The organism is Pseudonocardia sp. DSM 110487, assembly GCF_019468565.1.
In the GTDB taxonomy this organism is placed as follows: Bacteria; Actinomycetota; Actinomycetes; order Mycobacteriales; family Pseudonocardiaceae; genus Pseudonocardia.
On the sequence record NZ_CP080521.1, the window covers coordinates 351584 to 373285 of the forward strand.

Annotated in this window: 22 protein-coding genes; 2 read left to right on the forward strand and 20 right to left on the reverse strand. The window is 72.0% G+C overall.

What is annotated here, in order from left to right:
- Positions 1-38: 38 nt before the first annotated feature.
- The 10 genes from K1T35_RS01360 to K1T35_RS01405 all read right to left on the reverse strand — a co-directional run bounded on the left by K1T35_RS01360 (position 39) and on the right by K1T35_RS01405 (position 9400).
- On the reverse strand, positions 39-185 hold the full coding sequence (locus K1T35_RS01360) for a hypothetical protein (RefSeq protein ID WP_220258383.1): 147 nt from the start codon (positions 183-185) through the stop codon (positions 39-41).
- 614 nt (positions 186-799) lie between these two features.
- Entirely contained in the window at positions 800-1573 is a 774-nt protein-coding gene (locus K1T35_RS01365; protein WP_220258384.1) for an SDR family oxidoreductase, read from the reverse strand.
- A 9-nt stretch (positions 1574-1582) separates the two neighbouring features.
- Positions 1583-2545, reverse strand: a complete 963-nt coding sequence (locus K1T35_RS01370) for a tripartite tricarboxylate transporter substrate binding protein (RefSeq protein ID WP_220258385.1) — start codon at positions 2543-2545, stop codon at positions 1583-1585.
- The gene (locus tag K1T35_RS01375) at positions 2545-3537 is read right to left on the reverse strand and encodes a tripartite tricarboxylate transporter substrate binding protein (protein ID WP_220258386.1); all 993 of its coding nucleotides are present in this window, start codon (positions 3535-3537) and stop codon (positions 2545-2547) included. The genes K1T35_RS01370 and K1T35_RS01375 overlap by 1 nt, the downstream gene beginning before the upstream one ends.
- Positions 3534-4178, reverse strand: coding sequence for a 3-oxoacid CoA-transferase subunit B (locus K1T35_RS01380; protein ID WP_220258387.1), 645 nt, complete (start codon positions 4176-4178; stop codon positions 3534-3536). The genes K1T35_RS01375 and K1T35_RS01380 overlap by 4 nt, the downstream gene beginning before the upstream one ends.
- Positions 4175-4834 (reverse strand): 3-oxoacid CoA-transferase subunit A, encoded by a 660-nt coding sequence (locus tag K1T35_RS01385; RefSeq protein ID WP_220258388.1) that lies wholly within the window; start codon positions 4832-4834, stop codon positions 4175-4177. Before K1T35_RS01385 ends, K1T35_RS01380 begins: the two co-directional genes overlap by 4 nt.
- Positions 4831-6456 (reverse strand): thiamine pyrophosphate-binding protein, encoded by a 1626-nt coding sequence (locus K1T35_RS01390; RefSeq protein WP_220258389.1) that lies wholly within the window; start codon positions 6454-6456, stop codon positions 4831-4833. The genes K1T35_RS01385 and K1T35_RS01390 overlap by 4 nt, the downstream gene beginning before the upstream one ends.
- Positions 6446-7411, reverse strand: coding sequence for a tripartite tricarboxylate transporter substrate binding protein (locus tag K1T35_RS01395; protein ID WP_220258390.1), 966 nt, complete (start codon positions 7409-7411; stop codon positions 6446-6448). The genes K1T35_RS01390 and K1T35_RS01395 overlap by 11 nt, the downstream gene beginning before the upstream one ends.
- Positions 7408-8937, reverse strand: coding sequence for a tripartite tricarboxylate transporter permease (locus K1T35_RS01400; RefSeq protein WP_220258391.1), 1530 nt, complete (start codon positions 8935-8937; stop codon positions 7408-7410). The genes K1T35_RS01395 and K1T35_RS01400 overlap by 4 nt, the downstream gene beginning before the upstream one ends.
- A 1-nt stretch (position 8938) precedes the next feature.
- Positions 8939-9400 carry a tripartite tricarboxylate transporter TctB family protein gene (locus tag K1T35_RS01405; protein ID WP_220258392.1) on the reverse strand — a complete coding sequence of 154 codons (462 nt, stop codon included), beginning with the start codon at positions 9398-9400 and terminating at the stop codon, positions 8939-8941.
- 121 nt (positions 9401-9521) lie between these two features.
- On the opposite strand from K1T35_RS01405, the gene K1T35_RS01410 reads away from it, so the two are divergent.
- On the forward strand, positions 9522-10400 hold the full coding sequence (locus K1T35_RS01410; protein ID WP_220258393.1) for a LysR substrate-binding domain-containing protein: 879 nt from the start codon (positions 9522-9524) through the stop codon (positions 10398-10400).
- 20 nt (positions 10401-10420) lie between these two features.
- Here K1T35_RS01410 and K1T35_RS01415 read toward each other — a convergent pair whose 3' ends face one another.
- The 10 genes from K1T35_RS01415 to K1T35_RS01460 all read right to left on the reverse strand — a co-directional run bounded on the left by K1T35_RS01415 (position 10421) and on the right by K1T35_RS01460 (position 21126).
- Positions 10421-11173: a class II aldolase/adducin family protein gene (locus K1T35_RS01415; protein WP_220258394.1), complete on the reverse strand. Its 753-nt coding sequence runs from the start codon at positions 11171-11173 to the stop codon at positions 10421-10423.
- On the reverse strand, positions 11170-12243 hold the full coding sequence (locus K1T35_RS01420) for an ABC transporter permease (protein WP_220258395.1): 1074 nt from the start codon (positions 12241-12243) through the stop codon (positions 11170-11172). Before K1T35_RS01420 ends, K1T35_RS01415 begins: the two co-directional genes overlap by 4 nt.
- A complete protein-coding gene (locus K1T35_RS01425; protein WP_220258396.1) occupies positions 12240-13241 on the reverse strand; it encodes an ABC transporter permease in 1002 nt (333 codons plus the stop codon). Before K1T35_RS01425 ends, K1T35_RS01420 begins: the two co-directional genes overlap by 4 nt.
- Positions 13238-14743 carry a sugar ABC transporter ATP-binding protein gene (locus K1T35_RS01430; protein WP_220258397.1) on the reverse strand — a complete coding sequence of 502 codons (1506 nt, stop codon included), beginning with the start codon at positions 14741-14743 and terminating at the stop codon, positions 13238-13240. Before K1T35_RS01430 ends, K1T35_RS01425 begins: the two co-directional genes overlap by 4 nt.
- Positions 14743-15777 (reverse strand): autoinducer 2 ABC transporter substrate-binding protein, encoded by a 1035-nt coding sequence (locus tag K1T35_RS01435; protein WP_220258398.1) that lies wholly within the window; start codon positions 15775-15777, stop codon positions 14743-14745. Before K1T35_RS01435 ends, K1T35_RS01430 begins: the two co-directional genes overlap by 1 nt.
- A 26-nt stretch (positions 15778-15803) precedes the next feature.
- A complete protein-coding gene (locus tag K1T35_RS01440; protein ID WP_220258399.1) occupies positions 15804-16598 on the reverse strand; it encodes a DeoR/GlpR family DNA-binding transcription regulator in 795 nt (264 codons plus the stop codon).
- Between the two features lie 53 nt (positions 16599-16651).
- Positions 16652-18625: a TRAP transporter fused permease subunit gene (locus tag K1T35_RS01445; RefSeq protein WP_220258400.1), complete on the reverse strand. Its 1974-nt coding sequence runs from the start codon at positions 18623-18625 to the stop codon at positions 16652-16654.
- Positions 18625-19092 carry a hypothetical protein gene (locus K1T35_RS01450; RefSeq protein WP_220258401.1) on the reverse strand — a complete coding sequence of 156 codons (468 nt, stop codon included), beginning with the start codon at positions 19090-19092 and terminating at the stop codon, positions 18625-18627. Before K1T35_RS01450 ends, K1T35_RS01445 begins: the two co-directional genes overlap by 1 nt.
- 7 nt (positions 19093-19099) lie before the next feature.
- Entirely contained in the window at positions 19100-20074 is a 975-nt protein-coding gene (locus tag K1T35_RS01455; RefSeq protein ID WP_220258402.1) for a TAXI family TRAP transporter solute-binding subunit, read from the reverse strand.
- Positions 20075-20172: 98 nt separating this feature from the next.
- Complete coding sequence (locus K1T35_RS01460) at positions 20173-21126, reverse strand: aldo/keto reductase (protein WP_220258403.1); 954 nt, start codon at positions 21124-21126, stop codon at positions 20173-20175.
- A 31-nt stretch (positions 21127-21157) separates the two neighbouring features.
- On the opposite strand from K1T35_RS01460, the gene K1T35_RS01465 reads away from it, so the two are divergent.
- Positions 21158-21691 (forward strand): DinB family protein, encoded by a 534-nt coding sequence (locus K1T35_RS01465; protein WP_220258404.1) that lies wholly within the window; start codon positions 21158-21160, stop codon positions 21689-21691.
- Positions 21692-21702 lie beyond the last annotated feature (11 nt).

The following is a 21702-nucleotide window of genomic DNA, read 5'->3' on the forward strand; positions in this document are numbered from 1 at the left end:
TCTCCCGAGCCTCACCAGCACACATGGTGTCGATCTGATCATGCGCCCAGCGCCCGGTCGCGGGCGCGGGTGAGTTGAGCGACGATCAGGTCCTGTCGGCGGAGGATCTCGAGCTTCGTGTAGCGGTAGACCCGCCACCCCTTGTCCACCAATCCGGTATGGCGGCCGATGTCCCGCAGCAGCACTGCAGCAGTAGATCCGGGTCGAAGGGGTGCACGTTGGCCAGGCGGTCGACCGCTACGACCCGCTCCACCAGGTCGCCGCGGCGGGCCAGGTCGTAGGCGGTGCGAGCCGGGCTGGTCACTTTCAACCCGTTCACCTGCATGACCTCGCCGGGGAACAGGCGGCCCCGGTTCACGATCAGGCCCGCCGGGCTGCGCTGACCGTGATGGGGCACGGTCACTTCGGCCGGTGCGTCCCAAGGCCCGCAGGACGCCCCCAGTACCTCGGCGGCCGAGTAACCCGACAGCACACCCCTACCTTCGACGTACCGGTACGCCGCAAGTGAGCGCAAACTCAGATCGGGTGGCCCGGTGGCGGGCGCCTTGATGTAGGTGTCGGGGAACAACCGCAGGAAGCCTGGGCCCTGGAGCACGGTCCACGTCACCAACCCTGCCGCTACGGCGGCAGAACCCCGGAATGCCACCGGCCAGCCAGGAACCACATCCGGATCATGGCTTTCACCGACGTGCTCCCGGGGGCGATTCGGAAAAGTCCTCGCGGTCTACATGATCAGGTCGACGCCATGTGTGTTTGAGCCGCGGCGGAGGCTCAAGAGGTCGACTTGATCAAGAGCTTCTCAGTGCGTCCGCACCAAGCCCCCGTCGCAGCGGATCTGTTCGCCCGTGACGTAGGAGGCCGCCGTGCTCGCCAGGAACGTCACTACCGCGGCGAACTCATCCGGAGTGCCATACCGCCCCGCCGGGATCGAGGCTTTGGCCGCCTCGCGGACCTCCTCCTCGGACTTGCCGGAGCGCTCGGCGTTGGCCCGGTCGAGCACGCCGACGCGGTCGGTGGCGATGCGGCCGGGCAGGACCATGTTGACCGTCACGCCGTCGGCGGCGACCTCGCCGGCGAGGGTCTTGAGGTAGCCCGCGAGCGCGGCGCGGGCCGCGTTGGACGCGACGAGGCGATCGAGCGGGGCCTGGACGCCGCTGGACCCGATCGCGACGATCCGGCCGAAGCCGCGCCCGCGCATCCCCGGCAGCACTGCCTGGACGAGCCGCTGGTGCGGCTGCACGAGCAGTGCGACGGCGTCGGCGAACTGTTCGGGGGTGAAGTCGACCGCCACGCCGGGCGGTGGGCCGCCGCCGTTGAGCACCAGCACGTCGACCGGGCCGAAGTGGTCCTGTGCGGCGCCGACGAGCGCGTCCGTCGCGGCCGGGTCGGTGAGGTCGACCTCGATCCCCACCGCGGCCGGCAGCTTCGAGGCCTCCTCGCGCACGAGCTCGCCGCGCCGTCCGCCCAGCACGACGTTCGCCCCTTCGGCGGCGAGCGCGCGGGCCACGGCGAGGCCGAGGCCGGAGCTGGCGCCCGGCACAACGGCGGTGCGTCCCTTCAGTCCCGTATCCATGAGCCTGAGTCAACCATCCTTCAGTTGCTGAGCGACCGGGCCGTACACGCGGACGATCTCGTCGAGCCGTCCCCGGAACGCGTCGGCGCCGATGAACTCGTCGGGTACGTATGCCTCGTCGAGCTGCTGCCGGACGGCGGGGTCGGCGAGGCCGTCGCGCATCGCGGCCTCCAGCCGCGAGACGATCTCCGGCGGGGTGCCGGCCGGGGCGCCCAGCCCGAAGAGGGACGTGCTGTAGGTGAGTTCGGGGAATCCCAGCTCGGCGAGCGTCGGGACGTCCGGCAGGTACTCGACGCGCTCGGCCGGGCTGATCGCGAGCGGGCGGAACGCGCCTGCATCGAACTGCGCGCGGATGTCCGCCGACACGTTGATGAGCACCGCGTCGACGGAGCCGCCGAGCACGGCCTGGATCAGCTCCGCGTTGCCGTTGAACGGCACGCTCGTGACCTGCACCCCGTACTCGCTCGCCAGCCGCCGCAGCTCGATGGCCTGCGACGTGGTGGCGCCCGGCACGCCGACGGTCAGCTGGCCGGGCCGCTGCCGGGCGGCGTCGAGGAACGCGGTGGCGTCGCGGAACTCGGAGTCGCCGCCGACCGCCAGCACCGACGGCACCTCGGTGATCACGCCGATCGGCACGAACGAGGCGGCGTCGTAGGGCACGTCCTGGATCATCGGCGTCACCACGGCTGACGGGGCCGCGAGGAGGGCGAGCGTGTGGCCGTCCGGGTCGCTCGACACCAGCTCCTGGTAGGCCTCCGACCCGGATGCGCCCGGCAGGTTCTCCACGATCACGGGCTGCCCGAGCGCCTTCTCCAGGTGCGCGCCCATCGCGCGGGCGGCGAGGTCGGTCGGCCCGCCCGCGGTGTACGGGACGAGCACCGTGATCTCCTGGCTCGGGTACTCGTCGGGCGTGTCCGGCGCCGAGCAGGACAGCGTCAACGCCGCGACGAACGCGATCCACGCCAGTCTCATCAGGACCCTCCCAGGATCGGCTCGTAGACGGCCAGCGTCCGGTCCAGCACGGCCCGCATCTCGGCCGCGCCCCGGAACTGAGTACCCAGGTAACGCTCGCCGACGGCCGCGACGACCTCCGGGTCGGCGTGCGCCTTGCGCAACGCGTCCTCGAGCCGGCCGACGACCGGCTCGGGCAGCCCGGCCGGACCGGCGAGCCCGAACGTCGAGCCGGAGAGGGTGAGGCCGTCGAACCCGGCCTGGGCCAGCGTCGGGGTGCCGGGCAGCCAGTCGAGCGGCTGCTCCGTGGAGACGGCGAGCGGGCGGAACTCACCGGCGTCGAGGTTGGCGGTGACGTCCGGCGACGCGTTGATCAGCACAGCGTCGACGTTGCCGCCGAGCAGCGCGGTGGTCATCTCCGCGTTCCCGTTGAACGGCACGGCGGTGACGGTGACGCCGTGCTCGTCGCGCAGCCGCTGCAGCTCGACGGCCTGCGGGGTGGATGCCCCCGGCACGCCGACGGTGACGGCGCCCTGCCGGGCCCGCGCGTCCGCGACGAACGCGGCGACGTCGGTGTACGGCGAGTTCCGTCCCACCGCGAGCAGCGACGGCACCTCGGACAGCACGCCGACCGGCGTGACGTCGGCCGCGGTGTAGCCCACGTCGTTCACCAGCGGCGTCAGCACGGTCGTGCCCGCGGTGATCACGGAGAGGGTGTGCCCGTCGGGCTCGGCCTGGATCAGCTCCTGGGTGGCGAGCGCGCCTGAGCCGCCAGGGAGGTTCTCCACGACCACGGGTTGGCCGAGATCGCGTTCGAGGAACTCCCCGTAGGCGCGCGCGGCGAGGTCGGCCGGTCCGCCCGCCGCGTACGGCACGAGCAGCCGGATCTCCTCGCTGGGGAAGGACACGTCGTCCCGCGACCCACCGCATCCGGCGAGCAGCAGGGCCACAGCCAGCCAGGCGCACACCAGTCGTGAGTGGATACGCGCGCCATGGCGCGCGTATCCACTCACGACCTGTCCCCGAAACGCAGTGGGGCGGCGGTCTTCGCCTGCAGCTCGTTCCGGGTGAGGCCGTGGACCATCTCCCGCACGACGAAGCCATCCGGCGTCACGTCGATCACGGCGAGATCGGTGTAGACCCGGTCCACCACGGCCGCCGCGGTGAGCGGGTAGGTGCAGGCGGGCAGGAGCTTGGGCCGCCCGTCCTTGGTGGTGTGCGTGGTCAGGACGAACACCCGGCGGGCGCCCACCGCGAGGTCCATCGCCCCGCCGACCGCGGGCGGCAGCGTGGCGTCGTCGGTGGCCCAGTTGGCGAGGTCGCCGTTCGCCGCCACCTGGAACGCGCCGAGCACCGTGATGTCGATGTGCCCGCCGCGCATCATCACGAAGGCGTCGGTGTGGTGGAAGTAGGCGCCGCCGGGCAGCAGGGTGACCGGCTGCTTGCCCGCGTTGATCAGCTCGGGGTCCCCGGTGCCGGGCTCGGGCGCCGGTCCCATCCCGAGGATGCCGTTCTCGCTGTGGTAGATGATCTCCCGGTCCGGCGGCGCGACGTCGGCCACGAGGGTGGGCAGCCCGATCCCGAGGTTGACGTAGGAGCCGTCCGGGATGTCCCGCGCCACCCGGGCGGCCATCTCCTGCGCCGTGCGTCTCATGCCACCACCACCCGGTCCACGAAGATCCCCGGCGTCACGACGGCCTCCGGATCCAGCTCCCCGAGCTCGACGAACACGCGTACCTGCGCCACCGTCAGCTTCGCGGCCGTTGCCATCACGGGCCCGAAGTTGCGGGCAGCGGAGTGGTAGACGAGGTTGCCCCATCGATCGGCGCGGTCGGCCCTGATCAGCGCGACGTCGGCGTGCAGTGGCTGCTCGAGGACGTGCCTGCGCCCGCCGATCACGCGCACCTCCTTGCCCTCCGCGAGCGGGGTGTCCGCCCCTGCCGGTGTGAAGAAGCCGCCGAGCCCCGCGCCCGCTGCCCGCATCCGCTCGCTGAGCGTGCCCTGTGGCACCAGCTCCAGCTCGATCTCGCCTGCCCGCCACAACTTCTCGAACCACACCGATCCCGCCGATCGCGGGTACGAGCAGACGATCTTGCGGACCCGCCGCTCGCGGATCAGCGCGGCGATGTCGGTCTCGCCGCTGCCCGCGTTGTTCGTGACGACGGTGAGGTCCCGCGAGCCCAGCTCCAGCAGGGCGTGCACGAGCTCGACCGGGATGCCGGAGTTGCCGAACCCGCCGACCAGCACGGTGTCGCCGTCCTTCACCCCCGCGACGGCCTCGGCGAGCGACGCCACCCGCTTGTCGATCATCCGGCCGCCCGGTACCACCGCGGCGAGGTCGACGGCGGGGGCGTGAGCGCGGCCCGCACCGCCACCAGCGACGGCCCGTCGGTCGCGAGGCTCTTGGCGAGCGCCGCCTCGAACGCGTCGCCGAAGCCGTCGACGGCCTCCGCGGGCACCCCGAACGCTCCGGCGAGCGCCACGAAGTCGGGGGTGACCAGGTCGACGCCGCGGGTGGGCACGCCCGCCTGCACCTGGTCGAAGCGGAGCATGCCGTACCCGCCGTCGTCGACGAGCACGACCGTGACCGGCAGCCGTTCCTGCACCGCGGTGGCCAGCTCGCCGCATGCGAAGAGGAACCCGCCGTCACCGACCACCGCCACCGCCCGCCCTCGTACGGCGGCCCCGAGCGCGGCAGGGAAGGCGAAGCCGAGCGTGCCCCAGCCCATCGGGTACGCGAGCCGCCGTGGCCCCGGCACCCGGTGGAACCCGGCCACCCAGTACCCCGCGATGCACATGTCGGCGAGCACCGTTGCGTCGGCGGGCAGCACCCGGTCGAACGTGTCGAGCAGCAGCGCGGCCTGCGGTTCCTCCTCGAGAACCAGCGCGGCGACGTGCCTGCGCATCGACTCGGTCTGCACCGTGCGCACGTCCAGCCCGTCCCGCTGCGGTACGGCCGCGGCCAGCCGTTCGGTCACGGTGCGGGCGTCGCCGACCAGGACGTGGTCGGGCCGGTAGTTCTTCGCGGCGTCCGCGGCGTCGATGTTGACCGCCAGCAGCGCGGGTGGTTGTGGCATTCGCCAGTTCTGGGTGGTCATCCCGTCCAGGTCGCTGCCGATCACGATCACGAGATCGGCCTCGTCCCACAGGGCTCCGACGGCCGGGACGTGGGTGAGGGCGGGGGCGAGGCACGGGTGGCCGGGCGGCAGGATCCCGCGCCCGTGGTAGGTCGTGACCACCGGCGCCGCGAGCCGCTCGGCCAGCCGCCCCACGGCGTCGCCCGCGCCCGCGCGAACGGCCCCGCCGCCGACCCACAGCAACGGGCGCTCCGCGCGCTCGATCAGCGCGAGCGCCGCGTCGAGATCCGGTTCCGGCCGGCCCGGCGGGTCGGGCTCCACGGGCGTTCGCCGGGCCACGGCGGCGGTGAGCAGGTCGGTCGGCACCCCGACGTAGACGGGCCCGGTGGGCGCACGCAGCGCTTCCCGCCCGGCTTTCAGCACGTCGGCGTACAGGTCCGCGGCCGACGCCGTGGTCGTCGCGGCCTTCGTCACCGGCGCGAACATCGCGGCCTGGTCGCGGGTCTCGTGCAGGACGCCGCGGTAGACGCCGGGTCGGCGCAGCGTCGACGGGATGTCGGTGGCGATCACCAGCACCGGCGCGCCCGACGTCATCGCCTCGCCGGTGGCGCCCAGCGTGTTCGCCGCACCCGGCCCGGTGGTCACGACTGCGACCCCGAGCCGGCCGGTGGCCCGCGCGTAGCCGTCGGCGGCGTACGCGGCGGCCTGCTCGTGCCGCACCCCGACCAGCCGGATCCCGGCCTCGGCGCACGCCTCCCACACCGCGAGGTTGTGCACTCCCGGCAGCCCGAACGCGAGCTCGACGCCCAGCTCATGCAGCGCGTCGACCAGCCCCGATGCCCCGTCATCCGCCACTTGCGACCCCCTGGAACGTCTGCTCGGTCTCGGTGAACAGCGCCGCGAGATCGGCGCTGCCCATGAACTGGTCCGGCACGTACCGCTCGTCGAGCCCGCGCCTGGTCTCAGGATCGGCCGAAGCCGCGCGCATCGCCTCTTCCAGCCGCGCGATCACCGGTTGCGGTGTGCCAGCCGGGGCGAGCACACCGAACGTGGTGGTGCTCCGGGTGATCTCCGGGTAACCCTGCTCGACGAACGTCTGCGCTCTCAGGTACGGGAGTCGCTTCTCGGTGCCGACGGCCAGCACTCGCAGCTTCCCGGACTCGAAGGCGGGCATCGCGTCCTGCGAGGCGTTGACGAACCCGGCGTTGACGGAGCCGTTCATGACTGCCGTCAGCACCTCCTGAGCGCCTTCGAACGGCACGACGGTGAGCGGTACTCCGTAGAGCTGGGTGATCCGACGGGTCTCCACAGCGTGCGTGTTGGTCGCTCCGGGGGTGCCGACGGTGACGGGGAAGGTCGCGTTCGGGGCAGCGGCGAAGAACGCCGCCACGTCGTTGTACGGCGATGCGGACGGCACCACGAAGGCAGACGGCACCTGGGTGATCACGCCGACCGGGGCGAAGTCCTCGCGGGTGTAGCCGACGTCGTCGCTCAGGTAGTTGAGCACGGCCGTGGGCAGCGCGACCATCGACAGCGTGTAACCGTCCGGCTCGGCGGACAGCAGCTCCTGGTAGGCCGTCGACCCGGAGGCGCCGGGCAGGTTCTCCACCACGACCGTCTGGCCGAGCGCACCCTCCATGTATTTCCCGAGCGCCCTGGCGGCGATGTCGGTGGGACCGCCCGCCGTGTACGGCACGATCAGCCGGATCTGCTCGGAGGGGTATGCCTCCGGCTCGGCCGAGCGCTGCCCACCGCATGCGGCGAGCAGGAGCGCGGCCGCGAGCGCGGCGGCGAGACGCAGGCGGTTCATCGCTCTCCCTCTGCGGGCGTGAGTTCATGGTCGTGGCGGTGGAGCACGCGGGCCCTGCGGCGGGCCGTCACGATGCTGATCAAGACGATCGCGGCCGTCGCGACGAGCAGGCCGCCGGAGATCGGCCGCGTGACGAACACGCTCAGGCTGCCGCCGGAGATCAGCATCGACTGGCGGAACGCGCGCTCGAGGATCGGACCGAGCACGAACGCCAGTACCAACGGGCCGGGTTCGAAGCCCGTCTTCTTCATCAACCAGCCGAGCAAGCCGAACGCGAGCACCACCCACATGTCCGTGGCGTCGTTGTTGATCGAGAAGACCCCGGCCATCGTGAGGAGCAGGGCGAACGCGGCGAGGATCCCGGCGCGCACCCGCAGGATCTGCACGAACACCCCCACCAGCGGGATGTTGAGCGCGAGCAGCATGAGGTTGCCGACGAACATCGACGCGATCACGCCCCAGAAGATCTCCGGGTGCTGGTCGATCAGTTGCGGCCCCGGCGTCACGCCCTGCACCAGTAGCGCGCCGAAGATCAGCGCGAGCACGACGTTGGCGGGGATGCCGAGCGTCAGCAGCGGGATGAACGCCGAGGTCGACGAGGCGTTGTTGGCGGTCTCGGGGCCCGCGACACCCTGGATCGCGCCCCGGCCGAACCGGCTCTGGTCCTTGGCTCGCCGCTTCTCCAGCGCGTACGAGGCGAGCGACGAGACCACCCCACCGCCTCCGGGTAGCACGCCGATGAGGAAGCCGAGCAGGCTGCCGCGCCCGATGGCGCCTGCCGAGTCGCGCAGGTCGGTGCGACTCGGCCAGATGTTCCTGATCTTCTGGGTGACGGCCTGGACCTTGTCGGTGCGCTCCAGGCTGTGCAGGATCTCGCCGACGCCGAACAGCCCCATCGCGACGGCCACGAAGTCGAGGCCGTCGAACAGCGCGACCTGCCCGAACGTGAACCGGGTGGTGCCCGCGATCGGATCCTGGCCGATCGTGGCGAGCAGCAGGCCCAGCGCCGCCATGCAGAGGCTCTTCACCGCCGACCCGGTGCCGAGGTACGTGACGAGCAGGATGCCGAGCACGGTCATCGCCACGTACTCCGGCGGACCGAACGACACGGCGAGTGCGGCAAGCGGCGGGGCCAGCAGCGCGAGCCCGACGACGGAGAGCACGCCGCCGACGAACGACCCGATCGCCGCGATCCCCAGCGCGGGCCCTGCCCGGCCCTGCTTGGCCATCTCGTAGCCGTCGAACGTGGTGACCACCGACGCCGCCTCGCCGGGAAGGCGCAGCAGCACCGACGTGATCGTGCCGCCGTACATCGAGCCGTAGTAGATCCCGGCCAGCAGGATCACGGCCGTGTGCGGCTCGATCTCGTAGGTCAGCGGCAGCAGCAGCGCGATCGTCGCGGTCGGGCCGAGGCCCGGCAGCACGCCGATCACCGTGCCGATGAGCACGCCGAGGAAGACGTAGAGGATGTTGACCGGGTCCAGCGCGACGGCGAACCCCTGCGCGATCCCCTCCAGGACACTCACGTCAGCCACCCACCAGCCCGGCCACCACGTCGTCGGGGAACCGCACCCCGAGCGCGGTGTCGAACAGCAGGTAGAGCCCGACCGAGCCGGCGAGTGCCAGCCCCAGCGCCCACCGCCACGGCTCGCGGCCGAACACGCGCAGCCAGAGCAGCAGCATCAGGAACGCCGGGAGCAGGAACCCGACCACGTCGAACGCGGCCACGAAGACGGCGAGCCCGGCCAGCCCGCCCGCGATCCGGGCGGACCCGCGCGTGAACGGCTCGTAGTCCTCCGGGTCGTCGACCACGAGGAGGACGAGCGCCGTGCCGGTGAGCAGGAGCGCCACGACGAACGGCCACAGGCCCGGGCCGGGCGCCGTCAGCGACCCGAGCGAGAGCCCGACGGCGCCGGCGAGCGCGGCGACGCCCACGGCGAGGACGAGCAGCGGACCGATCCGGTGCAGCTGCCCACGCCACTGCTCCATCGGCACCTCTTCCCTGAGGCCGGATGTCTGATGAGCGACCGTATGCAGTGCGGGCTTGGCCAGTCCAATACAAGATGGCGGTAGGACTGAGACCTGATTCATATCAATGAGGGAGTAGGCCGTGGAGTTGCGGCACCTGAGGGCCTTCACCGCCGTGGCCGAGGAGCTGCACTTCGGACGGGCCGCCGCGCGCCTGCGCATCGCGCAGCCGCCGCTGTCTCAGCAGATCAAGCACCTGGAACGCGACCTGGGCGTGCGGCTGCTGGAGCGCACCACCCGCCGGGTGCGACTCACCAACGCGGGCGTGGTCTTCCTCGAGCACGCCCGGCGGGTGCTCGCCGAGGCCGATCGCGCGCGGGAGTCGGTGCTGCTCACCGAGCAGGGTGAGCGCGGCGAGATCCGCGTCGGCCTCACCGGCGCGACCACATGGCGGCTCCTACCCCGCCTGACCCGCGCCTACCGCGAGCGCTACCCGCTCGTGCGCTTGGAGCTGCACCCGTCGGTGTTCAGCGGCGCCCAGATCAGCGGGCTGCTCGACGGCGGTATCGACGTGGCCTTGCTGCGCGCCCCCGTTCCGACGCTGCTGGAGAGCCGCACCGTGCTCGACGAGGAGCTGGTGGCCGTCCTGCCCGACGAACACCCACTCGCCGCCCGGCCGTCCGTGCCGCTGGCCGACCTGGCGGGGGAGAACTTCGTGAGCTACCCCGACCGCCAGGGCTCCAACCTGCGGGACGTCGCGATGCGCGCCTGCGCGGACGTCGGTTTCTGGCCCCGTGTGGTGCAGGAGGCTCAGGACACCTACACGGTCGTGGCCCTGGTCGCCGCGGCGGTCGGCGTGGCCCTCCTGCCGGCGTCGGCGGAGTGGCTGCAGTTCGAGGGCGTCGCCTTCCGCCCGGTGACGGGCGCCGACGTGCGTGTCCCGGTGGCCATGGTCTGGCGCCCGGACGACGGGTCGCGGATCCTGTTGGGTTTCCTGGACGTGGCCGCCGAACTCCTCTGACCGAAGTAGGGCGCCGGCGCTCAGGCGCCGAGGCGGGTGCGGCGGGCCGCTTCGTCCGGACGCCCGGCCAGCTCGCGGGCGTGGGCGATACCCAGGGGAGACATGGTGCCGGCGCCGAGCGCGACCGAGCGGACGCGCGCGGCCTTCACAACCATCGTCGTGATGGTCTCCACCTCGGTGGCGGTGGCGCCGAGCGCGACGATGCCGTGGTTGCCGAGCAGCACGAGCCGGGGCGCGACGCCGTCGCGGTCGAGCCGATCCCGGACGGCGGCGTGCACCGCCGTGCCGAGCGCGATGCCCGGCGCCGCGTAAGGCACCCAGACCGGCTCGCCGAGCACCACCGCCTCGTCCGGGAAGAGCGGCGCCGACCACAGCTCCTCGGCCTCGCGCACGGCCAGCAGCCCGACGACCGCGGTCGGGTGCGTGTGCGCCACCCACGTGGCTCCCGCGGCGAGCGCCACGACGTGCACGAGCGTCTCGATCGAGGCCTTCGACCCGCCGCCCGCGGACAACAGCCGGGACAGCGTCTCCTGGTCGGTGCCACCCCGCTCCAGCACGTCGACGAGCTCGGGCAGCTCCCCGACGACGAAGTCGCCTGCCTCGGCGAGGTCCATCCGGGACCCGCTCGCCTTCACGACGAACCGGTCGTCGGACAGGCGGGTGGACGTGTTGCCCTCCGCGAGGACGACCAGGTCGGCTGCCGGGTCGCCGATCCGTCGGGTGAGCGCGACCAGCTCCGCCGGCACCTCGTCCGACCGCACCGCGAAGGTCACGAAAGTCTCCCGTATCGGCGCAGGGCAAGGGTGTTGAGCAGTGCGGACAGCACGAGCACCAGCCCGAGCGCGAGCAGCTGGTAGCGGCTGCCCTCCGCGCCCTCGGGGAACGCGAGCAGCATCCCGGCGTTCAGCCAGGTGATCAGCAGCGCGGCCACGAGCACTCCGCCGACCCGTCCTATCCCGCCTTGGATCGCGACGCCGCCCAGCACGGCCACGGTGATCGCGGGCAGCGCCATGCCGTTGCCGACGATGCCTGCGTCCGGTCGGGCGGAGGCGAACTGCGCGACGGTCACCACCGCCACCACGCCGGACAGCAGCCCCGAGATCACGAACGCCGTGAAGCGCGTGCGGGCCACGGGCTGCGTGGCGTACCCGGCGGCGATGTCGTTGGTGCCGACCGCGTAGAGCGCCCGGCCGTACGTCGAGCGCGACACGATCACCCAGGCCAGCACGGCGCAGGGCAGCATGATCGTGAACACGTGCGTCGGGATCGGCGGTAGCAGCGGGAGCTGGATGTTGCGGGTCAGGGAGTGCAGCGCGACGACCGGCGGGGTCGAGATCGGGGCGTTCGCGTTGCTGATCAGCGCCAGCGAGCTGTAGGCGTAGTACGTGGCGAGCGTCGCGATCAGCGCCGGGAACCGCAGGTAGGCCACGAGCGCCCCGTTGACGGCTCCGAGCAGCGCGCCCACCACGATGCAGCCGGCGATCGCCGGGAGCAGCGGCCAGCCCCACACCCCGACCATGAACCCGAACACCATGCCGGCGAGCGACACGATCGCGCCCACCGACAGGTCGATCCCGCCGCGGCCGGAGACGATCACGAACAGCTCCGCGACGGCCAGGAGCGCGAACGGCACCATCGACTCGAGCGCGTTGCCCAAGTAGCGCAGGTCGTACGGCGCCACGAGGTACCCGCCTGCGCCGAGCACCCGGAACCACACGACCACCACGACCAGCAGCACAGCGAGCAGCACGATGCGCTCGGTCAGCCCGATCCGCAGCACCTTGGCCGCGAGCCCTTCGCCACGGGTGCGCTCCGCGGGCGGGACGGTTTCGATCTCGGTCATCGGGCGCTCCTCCGCCGCTCGCGCAGCAGGTCGACCCCGACCGCCACGAGGATGAACAGGCCGATGAACAGCTGCGTGAGCTCCGACGGCCATGAGAGCAGCGTGACGGCGCTGGACACGGTGCCGACGAGCAGCGCGCCCAGCAGCGTGCCGAGTACGGTGCCGCGGCCGCCGATGATGCTCGTGCCGCCGATCACCACCGCGGCGATCACCCGCAGCTCGAGCCCGGTGCCCACGTTCTGCTGCACCAGCCCGCCGCTGCCGATGAGGATGCAGGCAGCGAGTCCGACGCAGGCGCCGGTGAGCACGTACGCGCTGATCTGGCGTCGCCGCACCCGCACGCCCGCTAGCCTCGCTGCGAACGCGTCGCCGCCCACGGCGTACAGGTGCCGGCCGGTGGCCCAGAACCGCATGTAGCACCACATGCCGGCGGCTAGCACGAGCGTGAGCCACCAGGCCGTTGGCACGCCCAGCAGCTTGCCCTCCGCGCCGCCGCCGATCGGCGAGAGCGTGGCGGGCACGCCCGCCACCTGCTCGGTGCCGAAGATCTGCAGCGAGACGAACCGGTAGATGTTGAGCGTGCCGAACGTGACGATGATGGGGTGGATGCCGCCGTAGGCCACCAGCAGCCCGTTGACGGCACCGAGCACGAGCCCGATCACCACGGCGACGGCGACCGCAGGCAGGAACGGCAAACCGGAGTCGCGCAGCAGCAGCGCGATGACCACCATCACGACGGCGGCCTGGCTGCCCACCGAGACGTCGATCCCGGCGGTGACGATCACCGCCGTCATCCCGATCCCGACGAGCGCGATCGGCGCCACCGTGAACAGGATGTTCTGCAGGTTGCCGGTGGTGAGGAACGTGTCGGTGGAGAGCGTGAGCACCACCCACAGCAGGCCGACCACCGCGATGAGCGCGAGCTCCTGCCCCTCGATCGCCCGCACGCGCGGCCTGCGTCGGGCGGGCGCGGCAACGTCCTTCGTCAGGATGCTCATGCCGCGGCCTCGCCTTCGTCCCCCGCCGCGGCGGCGAGCACGTCGGCCTGGCTCGCGCCACGCTCGAACTCCCGCACCACGGCGCCCTTGCGGACCACCAGCACCCGGTCCGCGAGCTGCAGCACCTCCGGCAGATCCGTCGAGATGACGAGAACGGCGCTCCCGCCGTCGGCCAGCTCGAGGACGAGCCGGTGGATCTCTTCCTTCGCCCCCACGTCGACGCCCTGCGTGGGTTCCTCGAGCACGAGCACGCGGGGTGCGCGGACGAGCTGGCGGGCGAGCACGACCTTCTGTTGGTTGCCGCCGGACAGCGCCCCGACGGCCGTGCCCACATCGGGGGCCTTGATCGAGATGCGGCGCAGGAAGTCTTCGGCGATCGAGCGTTCCCGCCGCCGGTCGAACCAGAAGCCCAGCTTCGCCAGGTGGCGCAGGTGGCCGCTGGAGATGTTGAACGCGATCGACTTGTTCGCGAACACACCCTGCTGCTTGCGGTTGCCGGGCAGCATCGCGATCCCGGCGGCCGCGGCGTCCTGCGGCGAGTGCAGCCGGACCGCGCGGCCGTCCACCTGCACGGTGCCTGCGTCGGCGGGGCTCACCCCGTAGAGCGCGCGGGCGATCGTGTCGGTACCCGAGCCCACGAGGCCGTAGAGCGCCACCACCTCGGCGGGCCGCACCTGCAGGTCCAGGTCGGTGAACGCCCCCGTGCGGCCGAGCCGGGACACCGTGAGAACGGGTTCGCCGGTCGGGGCGGGCCGGTCGGCGGTGGCGGAGCCCAGCTCGTGGCCGACCATCAGCTCGGCCACCTGCCGCACGGTCAGCTCACTCGTCGGCCTGCTGGCGACCACCTCGCCGTCGCGCATCACGGTGACCCGGTCGCTGATCTGCGCCAGCTCGTCGAGCCGGTGGGAGATGTAGATGATCCCGACGCCGGCCGCCCGCAGGCTGCGGACCACGCCGAACAGCACGTCGATCTCCCGGTCGGTGAGGATCGCCGACGGCTCGTCGAGGATGAGGATCTTGGCCGAGTGCGCGAACGCCTTCGCGATCGACACGAGCTGCTGCTCGGCCACCGGCAGGTCGGCGACGCGGATGTCGCCCATCCGCGCGTCGAGGCCGATCTGCTCCAGCAGCTCGCCGACCCGGGTGCGTTGGGTGGCCCAGTCCACCCGCCCGTTCACCCGTAGCTCCCGGCCGAGGAACACGTTCTCGGCCACCGTGAGCTCACCGAACAGGTGGGGCTCCTGGTAGACGGTGGCGATCCCCGCCTCCATGGCCTCCTGGGTGTTCCCGCCGGTGAGCGGGGTTCCGTCGATCTCCACGGTGCCCTCGTCGGCCACCTCGGCACCGGACACGATCTTGATCAGCGTGGACTTGCCGGCGCCGTTCTCGCCGACGAGGGCGTGCACCTCGCCGGCGAGAACGTCGAAGTCGACACCCCGCAGCGCCCGGACGCCGCCATAGCGCTTCAGGACGCCGCGCAGGTGCAGCAGGGTCTCACTCATCAGTACTGGTACTGGTCGACGTTGTCGGTGGTGATCCGCAGCGGGTCGCCCAGCAGCAGCGTCTTCGACCCCGCGTCCCACGCGACGGCCGGGAGCTCCGGGTTCACGTTGTTCGTCGCCTGGAACGGGGTGCCCGAGGCCACCTGCAGGCCGGCCCACGCGGTGAGGTAGCCGAGCTGCTCGACGTCCCACAGGATCGCCGCGGACGACGAGCCGTTCTCCAGGTACTGCTTCATCGACTGCGGCGTACCCAGCCCGGTCGTGAACACCTGCCCGACCTTGCCGGCCTCGGTGACGGCCTTCGCCACACCCGGCGCCGACGCCGTGCACTCGCCCACCAGACCAGTCAGGTCCGGGTGCGCGTTCATCAGGTCCTTGGCCATCGACACCGACTGCGCCTCGTCCTCGCCCGCGTACACGATGTCGACGATCTCGGCGTTCGGGTACTTCTCCGCGGTCACCTTCTTCTGGACCTCGATCCAGGAGTTGAGGTTCGCCGCGGTCTGCCCGCACGAGACGATCGCGTACTTGCCCTGGCCACCCATCGCCTCCAGCAGGGCGTCGGTGAGCGCAGTGCCGATGCCATCGGGGGAGGCCTGGTTCACGAACGCCTCGCGCACGGAGTTGGGCGCGTCGGTGTCGGCGGTCATGACCTTGATGCCGGCGTCGGCGGCCTCCTGGAGCACTGGTGCCATCGAGTCGGGGTCGTTCGGCGCAACGACGAGGACATCCACCCGCTGCTGGATCAGCGAGTTGACGATCTCGGTCTGGGCGCCCGGGTCGGCCGTCGAGGAACCCCGGTAGATCCACTCGATGCCGAGTTCCTGCGCGGCCTTCTGCCCGCCGGTGTTCATCGCCTCGAAGTAGGGGATGCCCTGCAGCTTGGGCACGAAGGCGACCTGCACCCGGTCCTCGCCGCCGCCGCCACCTCCGCCGCCGCTACCACCCCCGGGGTTCTGCTGGGTGCAGCCCGCGAGGGCAAGCACCCCCGCCGCTGCAACGGCCAGTGCCGCCGTGATGCGCCTGCTGAGCATCGTCGCTCCTTCCTTCACGCCTGTGATCAGGCGGACGTCTCGTGTGTGTCGTCGGCCGGCATTCGGTGGATCTTGACGCCCTGCTCGGCGAAGCCGGCGAGCGCGTCGGGCGCGGCCCCGTCGTCGGTGTACAGCCCGGTGATCCGCTGGGTGGGCACGAAGCTGTGCAGCGCGAACCGGCCGATCTTGGACGAGTCGAAGAGGCCGTAGACCTCGGTGCACGCGGCGGCCAGCCGGCGCTTCACCGTGGTCTCCTCGATGGAGAGCTCCATCAGGCCGTGCTCGCGGGACAGGCCGCGGATCCCGAAGAAGCCCATCGTCAGGCGGCCGCGGCTCATCACCACGTCGCCGAAGTCGCCGACGAGCGACCACGACGAGCGCCGCAGCGTGCCGCCGGGGAGCACGACGGTGACCCCACTGTCGCTCAGCAGCTCGGCGGCGCGCAGGCCGTTGGTGACGACGATCAGGCTCCGGCGTCCGCGCAGCTCGTGCGCCAGGTGGAAGCAGGTCGTGCTGCAGTCAAGGGCGATCGCGGCGCCGTCGGGCACGATCGCGGCCGCGGCGCGCGCGATCGCGGCCTTCGCCGCCGTGCCGTGGCGCAGGCGCATCTCGAACGCGCCCTCGTCGGCCCCGTCGGCCGTGACGGCCCCGCCGCGCACCCGGGCCAGCAGGTGACGGCGCTCCAGCACCTCGAGGTCCTTGCGGATCGTCACCGCGGTGACCCCGAAGCGGCGGACGAGGTCGGCGACGCTCACCCGGCCGTCGACGTCGAGCAGGCGCAGCACCTCCTGCTGCCGCTCGTGCTCCGCGATGCCCGCCACGGGCGAACCGTAAGAAGCGCCGCCGTAACCGTCAACGAACAGTTTGGTAACCGCTAACGGTTGGCTTTCGATTGGTTGTCAGCCGCTTTCCTTCGAAGGTGCACCAGGTGCACTCCGATGCCGGCCAGCGCCGCCAGGACACCGATCCCGAGCGAGAGCGGCGCCATCACCAGCAGCGCGATCGCGGCCACCGCGAACAGGGCTCTCGCGGGCCGGCCGACGGGACCGGCGAGCCACGCCCCGGTGACGACGGCCAGTGCGGCCACCGCTGCGGCGGACGCGAGCGCCGCGACCAGCACCGTTCCCGGGCCGCCCGCCAGCAGGAGCCCCACGCCCTGCGGGGACAGCACCGCGACGAACGGGACGAGGAACGCGGGCAGCGTGTACTTCCAGGTGAGCCACATCGTCCGGACCGGCCGCCCGCCGGTGATCGCCGAGGCCGCGAACGGCGAGAGCGCCGTCGGCGGGGACACCTCGGACAGCACCGAGTAATAGAAGATGAACATCGCCGCGGCGTAGGCGGGCACGCCCACGTTCTGCAGCGCGGGGCCGATGATCACCCACGAGATGATGAAGCTCGCCGTCACCGGCACCGCGAGCCCGAGCAGCACCACCGACACGGCCGAGTAGACCGCCGTGAGCACGAGGCTCCCACCCGCGAGGGCCACGATGATCCCGGCCAGCTTCAGCCCGAGCCCGGTGAGCGTCATGACCCCGACGATGATCCCGGCCACCGCCATCACCGCGATCACCGAGAGCGCACCGGTCGCGCCCGACGCGAGTGCGCCGCCGATGCGCCGCGGTGTCATCCACGCGCTGCGGTCGAGGAAGCTCAACACGAACGCGAGCGCCGTGGCGTAGACGACCGCGCGGAACGGCGTGAGGCCCAACGCCATGAACACGACGATCGCCACCAGCGAGCTGAAGTGGTAGCCGAACCGCAGCAGCAGTGCGCCCGCGGGCCGGACGTCGAGGTCGATCGCGTGGGTGCGGTATCGCCGGGCGTCCATCTCGACGGCGAGGATGATCCCCAGGTAGTACAGCAGGGTGGGGATCGTCGCCCAGATCAGCACCTGCAGGTAGGAGACGTTCAGCAGCTCGGCGATGATGAACGCCGCCGCGCCCAGCGTGGGCGGGGACAGAATCGCGCCGATGCCCGCCGCGGCCAGCACGGCGCCCCCGTGTTCCTTCGGGTAGCCGGCCTTGCGCAGCAGCGGCCACGCCACCCCGCCCAGGGTCACAGTGGTGGCCACCCCTGAGCCCGACACCGTGCCGAGCAGGAACCCTGCGAGTGTGACGGTACGGCCGGGCCCTGCCCCGGACTGCCCGAACGCGGCGAAGGACAGGTCGATGAAGAACCGTGTGGCGCCGGACGCGGTGAGCACCGCGCCGTAGAGCGTGAACAGGATGATGTAGGTGGCCGCGACCTCCATCGGCACGCCGAACACGCCCTGGGTGCCCATCATGTTGTGGCCGACGAGGCGTTCCCAGCTGAAGGACGACGTGGCGAACGGGCCGGGGAAGTACGGGCCGAAGTAGGCGTAGGCGAGGAAGCCGACCACCACCAGCGGCACCACGAGCCCCACGGTGCGCCGCGCCGCCTCCAGCACCAGCAGGATCGCGAGTGTGCCCATGACGACGTCGAGGTCGGTGGGCACCACGGCGCGGCGGAAGAACGAGTCCCAGTCCGCAACGATGTAGACGAACGGCACGAGCGCCACCACGGCGAGCAGCCAGTCCAACAGGTGGGGGTTGTCGGTCGTCGCTCCTTGCGGACGCCCCCAGCCGCGGTAGACCAGGAACGTCATCGTCAGCCCCACCGCGAGGAACGAGGGCAGGTACTGCTGCGCCGGCATCGGGTTGAACACCCACCACAGGCCGTACAGCGTGAGGATCGTGCCCAGCACCTGCACCACCCTCAGTGGCCACCCGGAGAGGTGCCGTGCCGGCTTCTCCGCCTCGTACTCGGCGAGCAGCGCCTCCTCGTCGACGGCGGGTGCCTCGTCGCCGTCCGGGCGTGTCGTCATCAGCTCTCCTCGATGTCGAGCACCACGGTGACCCCGTCGGTGACCAGCGGCGGAAGGGGTACCGGTGCGTGCCCAGGCACGTGCAGTGTGCGCTCGCCGAGCGCCGTGGCGGCGATCGCCAGCTCGTCGAACACCGGGTGGTCACGCGGTTCGGCGAGCCAGCGCCTGCGGTCACCGCTCGGCGCACCGCGCACCGGCCCGGGCACGGCGTAGTACTCCTCCAGCACCGCGAGTTGGTCGGCCGCCAGCTCGACGAGCCCGAACCGCCCGCCCTCCCGCACGTGGTAGCGCTCCTCGGCCACCGTCCCGTACACGGAGTTGCGGTAGCTCACGGCGAACTCCGGCGCAGGCAGCGGCACCCGCGTCAGCAGCGCTCCACCGCTGTCGCGCACGGTGAGCGCGGGCCCGGGCGCCGCCCCGGCGCATCCCGACCCGAGCAGGGCCGCGGCGAGAATCGCCGCGCACACCGCCCGGTCAGCCCGTGGCCTGATCGAAGTAGGCCTTCGCACCGGGGCACACCTCGACGAACCCGACGTCGTCCGCCGTGGCCGGGTCGAGGTCGTTCGCGGCCGGGTGCACCGCGGCGAGCTGTGCCTTGTTCTCGAAGACCGCCCGGGTGATGTCCTGCTGCAGCTGCTGGGGCATGTCGGAGCGCACGATCAGCACGTTCGGCACGACGACCTGCGGGCTCGCCTCCGCCTGGCCCTCGTACGTGTTCGCCGGGATGTCCTCGGTCTCGTAGTACGGGCCGAACTTCGATGCCAGTGCCTGCGTGTACTCCCCGGTCGGGAGCAGCACCATCTGCCCGGTGGTCGCCAGGTCGACCAGCGCACCTGTGGGCAGGCCACCGGACCAGAAGCCGGCGTCGATCGTGCCGTCGCGCAGCGCCTGCGCGGTCTCGCCGACGCCGAGCTGGCTGCGCTGGATGTCGGATTCCGGGTTGATCCCGGCCGCCTCGAGGAGCCGCAGCGCGATCACCTCGGTGCCAGACCCCGGCGAGCCCACCGAGACCCGCTTCCCGCGCAGGTCCGCAATGCTGCGGATGCCGGTGCCGCTCGTGGTGATGGTCTGGGTGAAGTTGTTGTAGAGCTTGCCCAGCGTGCAGAGCGTGACCTGGCGGCCCTCGAACTGGGCCTTGCCCGCCACCGCGTCGGCCACCGTGTCGCCGAGCGCGAAGGCGATGTCCGCGCCGCCGTCCTGCACCAGCAGCACGTTGTCGACGGACGCGTTGGTCTCCTGGGCGGTGGCCGTGACGCCGAGCTTGTCCGAGAGCAGGGTGCCCATGGCGCCGCCGTACGGGTAGTAGACGCCGCCGGTGCCGCCGGTCGCGATGGACAGCGACCTGTCCGCGCCCGGCGCCGCGGTCTCCCCTCCGCCGCACGCGGAGAGGAGTAGCGCCCCTGCCGCGACGACGACGGCGAGGCTCCGACGCTTGGTGGTGACGACCATGGCACCTCCTGCTGAACGTGATCACGAACATCGCACACGCCACGGGCATTGTCCACGCGCCCGGGCCACCTTGGAGCCATACCGTTGTCTCGGGTGGATCAGGCCCACGTGCGCGCCGAGCGGGCCGACCAGTACGTGGTCGGGTCCTCGGCCAATGCCTCCAGCTCGGTGCGGACGTGTGCGGGCAGGGATACTCCGGCGGCCGCCGCGTTGCTCGCGACCTGCGCTGGGTCAACCGCTCCGGAGAGCACGCGCCACGTCCACGGCTGCGCGAGCGCGGCGGCGATCGCGAGCTGGTCCAGCGGGATGCCCAGCTCGGCGGCGAGCTCCACGGCCCGGGGCGGGGCGTCGAGGGCTCCGGGCGTCAGGCGGCCGTTCGCCACGGCCTCCTTGACGATCACCCGGGCGCCCGCGTCCGCGGCCTCGGCGAGGGCGGGGCCGACCGATGGCTCGAGCACGTTCCACGTGGACTGGACGGAGGTGAACAGCCGCGTCCCGTCGACCTCGATCTCCAGGGCCCTGCGCACGGCGTCGGCCTGAGCGGGGCCGGAGGTCGACAGGCCGACCCGCACCCCGTGGTCGCGCAGCTTCCCGAGCGCCCGGTGCAGGGCCGCGTCGTCGAGCGCGCCGGTGTCGAGCGTCGCGGAGTGCACGTGGTACACGGCGAGGCGCGGCCCGAGCAGCGCCGCGGTCTCGGCGAGCTGCTCGGTGAAGGCGGCGAGCGAGTGGTCCTTCACCTCGTGCACGGGCACGTCGAGCCGCCATTCGCCGACGTACCGGTAGCCCCACTTCGACCCGATCTCGACGTCGTCGGCCTCCGGGTGGTGGGCCAGCCAACCCGCGAGGAACTCCTCTGCCCGCCCGTACGAGCGCGCCACGTCGATGTAGCGGATGCCGGCTGCGTACGCGGCGTCGAGGACGGCCTCGGTGCGGGCCCGCAGGTCGGCGACGCCGCGCCGCGCGCCGAGGTCGCTTGCGCGGCCCGATGTGATGTAGGCGGGGCGGGCGACGGCGGCGAGGCCGATGCCCAATCGCGTGGTACCGGCCGTCACGGGCGCGTAGCTTACGCGCGGGGTGATCAGGATGAACGCAGTTGGGCTGCCGCCGCTGGCCGGTGAGGACCACGTCTGTGCGGACTGCCCGATGTCCTACGTGGATACCGGGCTGGACGCCGCCGTGCAGGCGCTGCGCTCGGTTCCGGCCGACGTCAGCGCCGCCGCGCTCGCCGTGCCCGGCGAGCGCCTGCGAATGCGCCCGGATCCGGCCACCTGGTCGGTGGTGGAGTACGCCTGCCACGTCCGCGACGTGTTCTCGGCGTTCACGATCCGGCTGCACCGCATCAGGGCCGAGGACGAGCCGGTGCTGGAACCGATGTTCGCCGACCTGCGGGCGGTGCGCTTCCGCTACAACGACGCCGACCTCGGCATCGTGCTCGCAGAGCTGGACGCATACGTGGCCGGGTTCCTCGACGAGATCGCCGAGACGAGCGACTGGGACCGCACCGCCACCCGCCGCCGCGGCGAACTACGCACCGCCCGTTGGCTCGTGCGCCACGGCCTGCACGAGGCCCGCCACCACACCCGGGACATCACCGCGGTCGGCCGCGCGGTCGGCTGACCTTGTTCTCC

What these genes read in the sequence shown, in the direction of transcription:
- K1T35_RS01365 (WP_220258384.1), bottom strand. Translation starts at nt 1,573, where the DNA reads ATGGATACGGGACTGAAGGGACGCACCGCCGTTGTGCCGGGCGCCAGC.
- K1T35_RS01370 (WP_220258385.1), bottom strand. Translation starts at nt 2,545, where the DNA reads ATGAGACTGGCGTGGATCGCGTTCGTCGCGGCGTTGACGCTGTCCTGC.
- K1T35_RS01380 (WP_220258387.1), bottom strand. Translation starts at nt 4,178, where the DNA reads ATGAGACGCACGGCGCAGGAGATGGCCGCCCGGGTGGCGCGGGACATC.
- K1T35_RS01385 (WP_220258388.1), bottom strand. Translation starts at nt 4,834, where the DNA reads ATGATCGACAAGCGGGTGGCGTCGCTCGCCGAGGCCGTCGCGGGGGTG.
- K1T35_RS01395 (WP_220258390.1), bottom strand. Translation starts at nt 7,411, where the DNA reads ATGAACCGCCTGCGTCTCGCCGCCGCGCTCGCGGCCGCGCTCCTGCTC.
- K1T35_RS01405 (WP_220258392.1), bottom strand. Translation starts at nt 9,400, where the DNA reads ATGGAGCAGTGGCGTGGGCAGCTGCACCGGATCGGTCCGCTGCTCGTC.
- K1T35_RS01420 (WP_220258395.1), bottom strand. Translation starts at nt 12,243, where the DNA reads ATGACCGAGATCGAAACCGTCCCGCCCGCGGAGCGCACCCGTGGCGAA.
- K1T35_RS01425 (WP_220258396.1), bottom strand. Translation starts at nt 13,241, where the DNA reads ATGAGCATCCTGACGAAGGACGTTGCCGCGCCCGCCCGACGCAGGCCG.
- K1T35_RS01430 (WP_220258397.1), bottom strand. Translation starts at nt 14,743, where the DNA reads ATGAGTGAGACCCTGCTGCACCTGCGCGGCGTCCTGAAGCGCTATGGC.
- K1T35_RS01435 (WP_220258398.1), bottom strand. Translation starts at nt 15,777, where the DNA reads ATGCTCAGCAGGCGCATCACGGCGGCACTGGCCGTTGCAGCGGCGGGG.
- K1T35_RS01445 (WP_220258400.1), bottom strand. Translation starts at nt 18,625, where the DNA reads ATGACGACACGCCCGGACGGCGACGAGGCACCCGCCGTCGACGAGGAG.
- K1T35_RS01455 (WP_220258402.1), bottom strand. Translation starts at nt 20,074, where the DNA reads ATGGTCGTCACCACCAAGCGTCGGAGCCTCGCCGTCGTCGTCGCGGCA.
- K1T35_RS01465 (WP_220258404.1), top strand. Translation starts at nt 21,158, where the DNA reads ATGAACGCAGTTGGGCTGCCGCCGCTGGCCGGTGAGGACCACGTCTGT.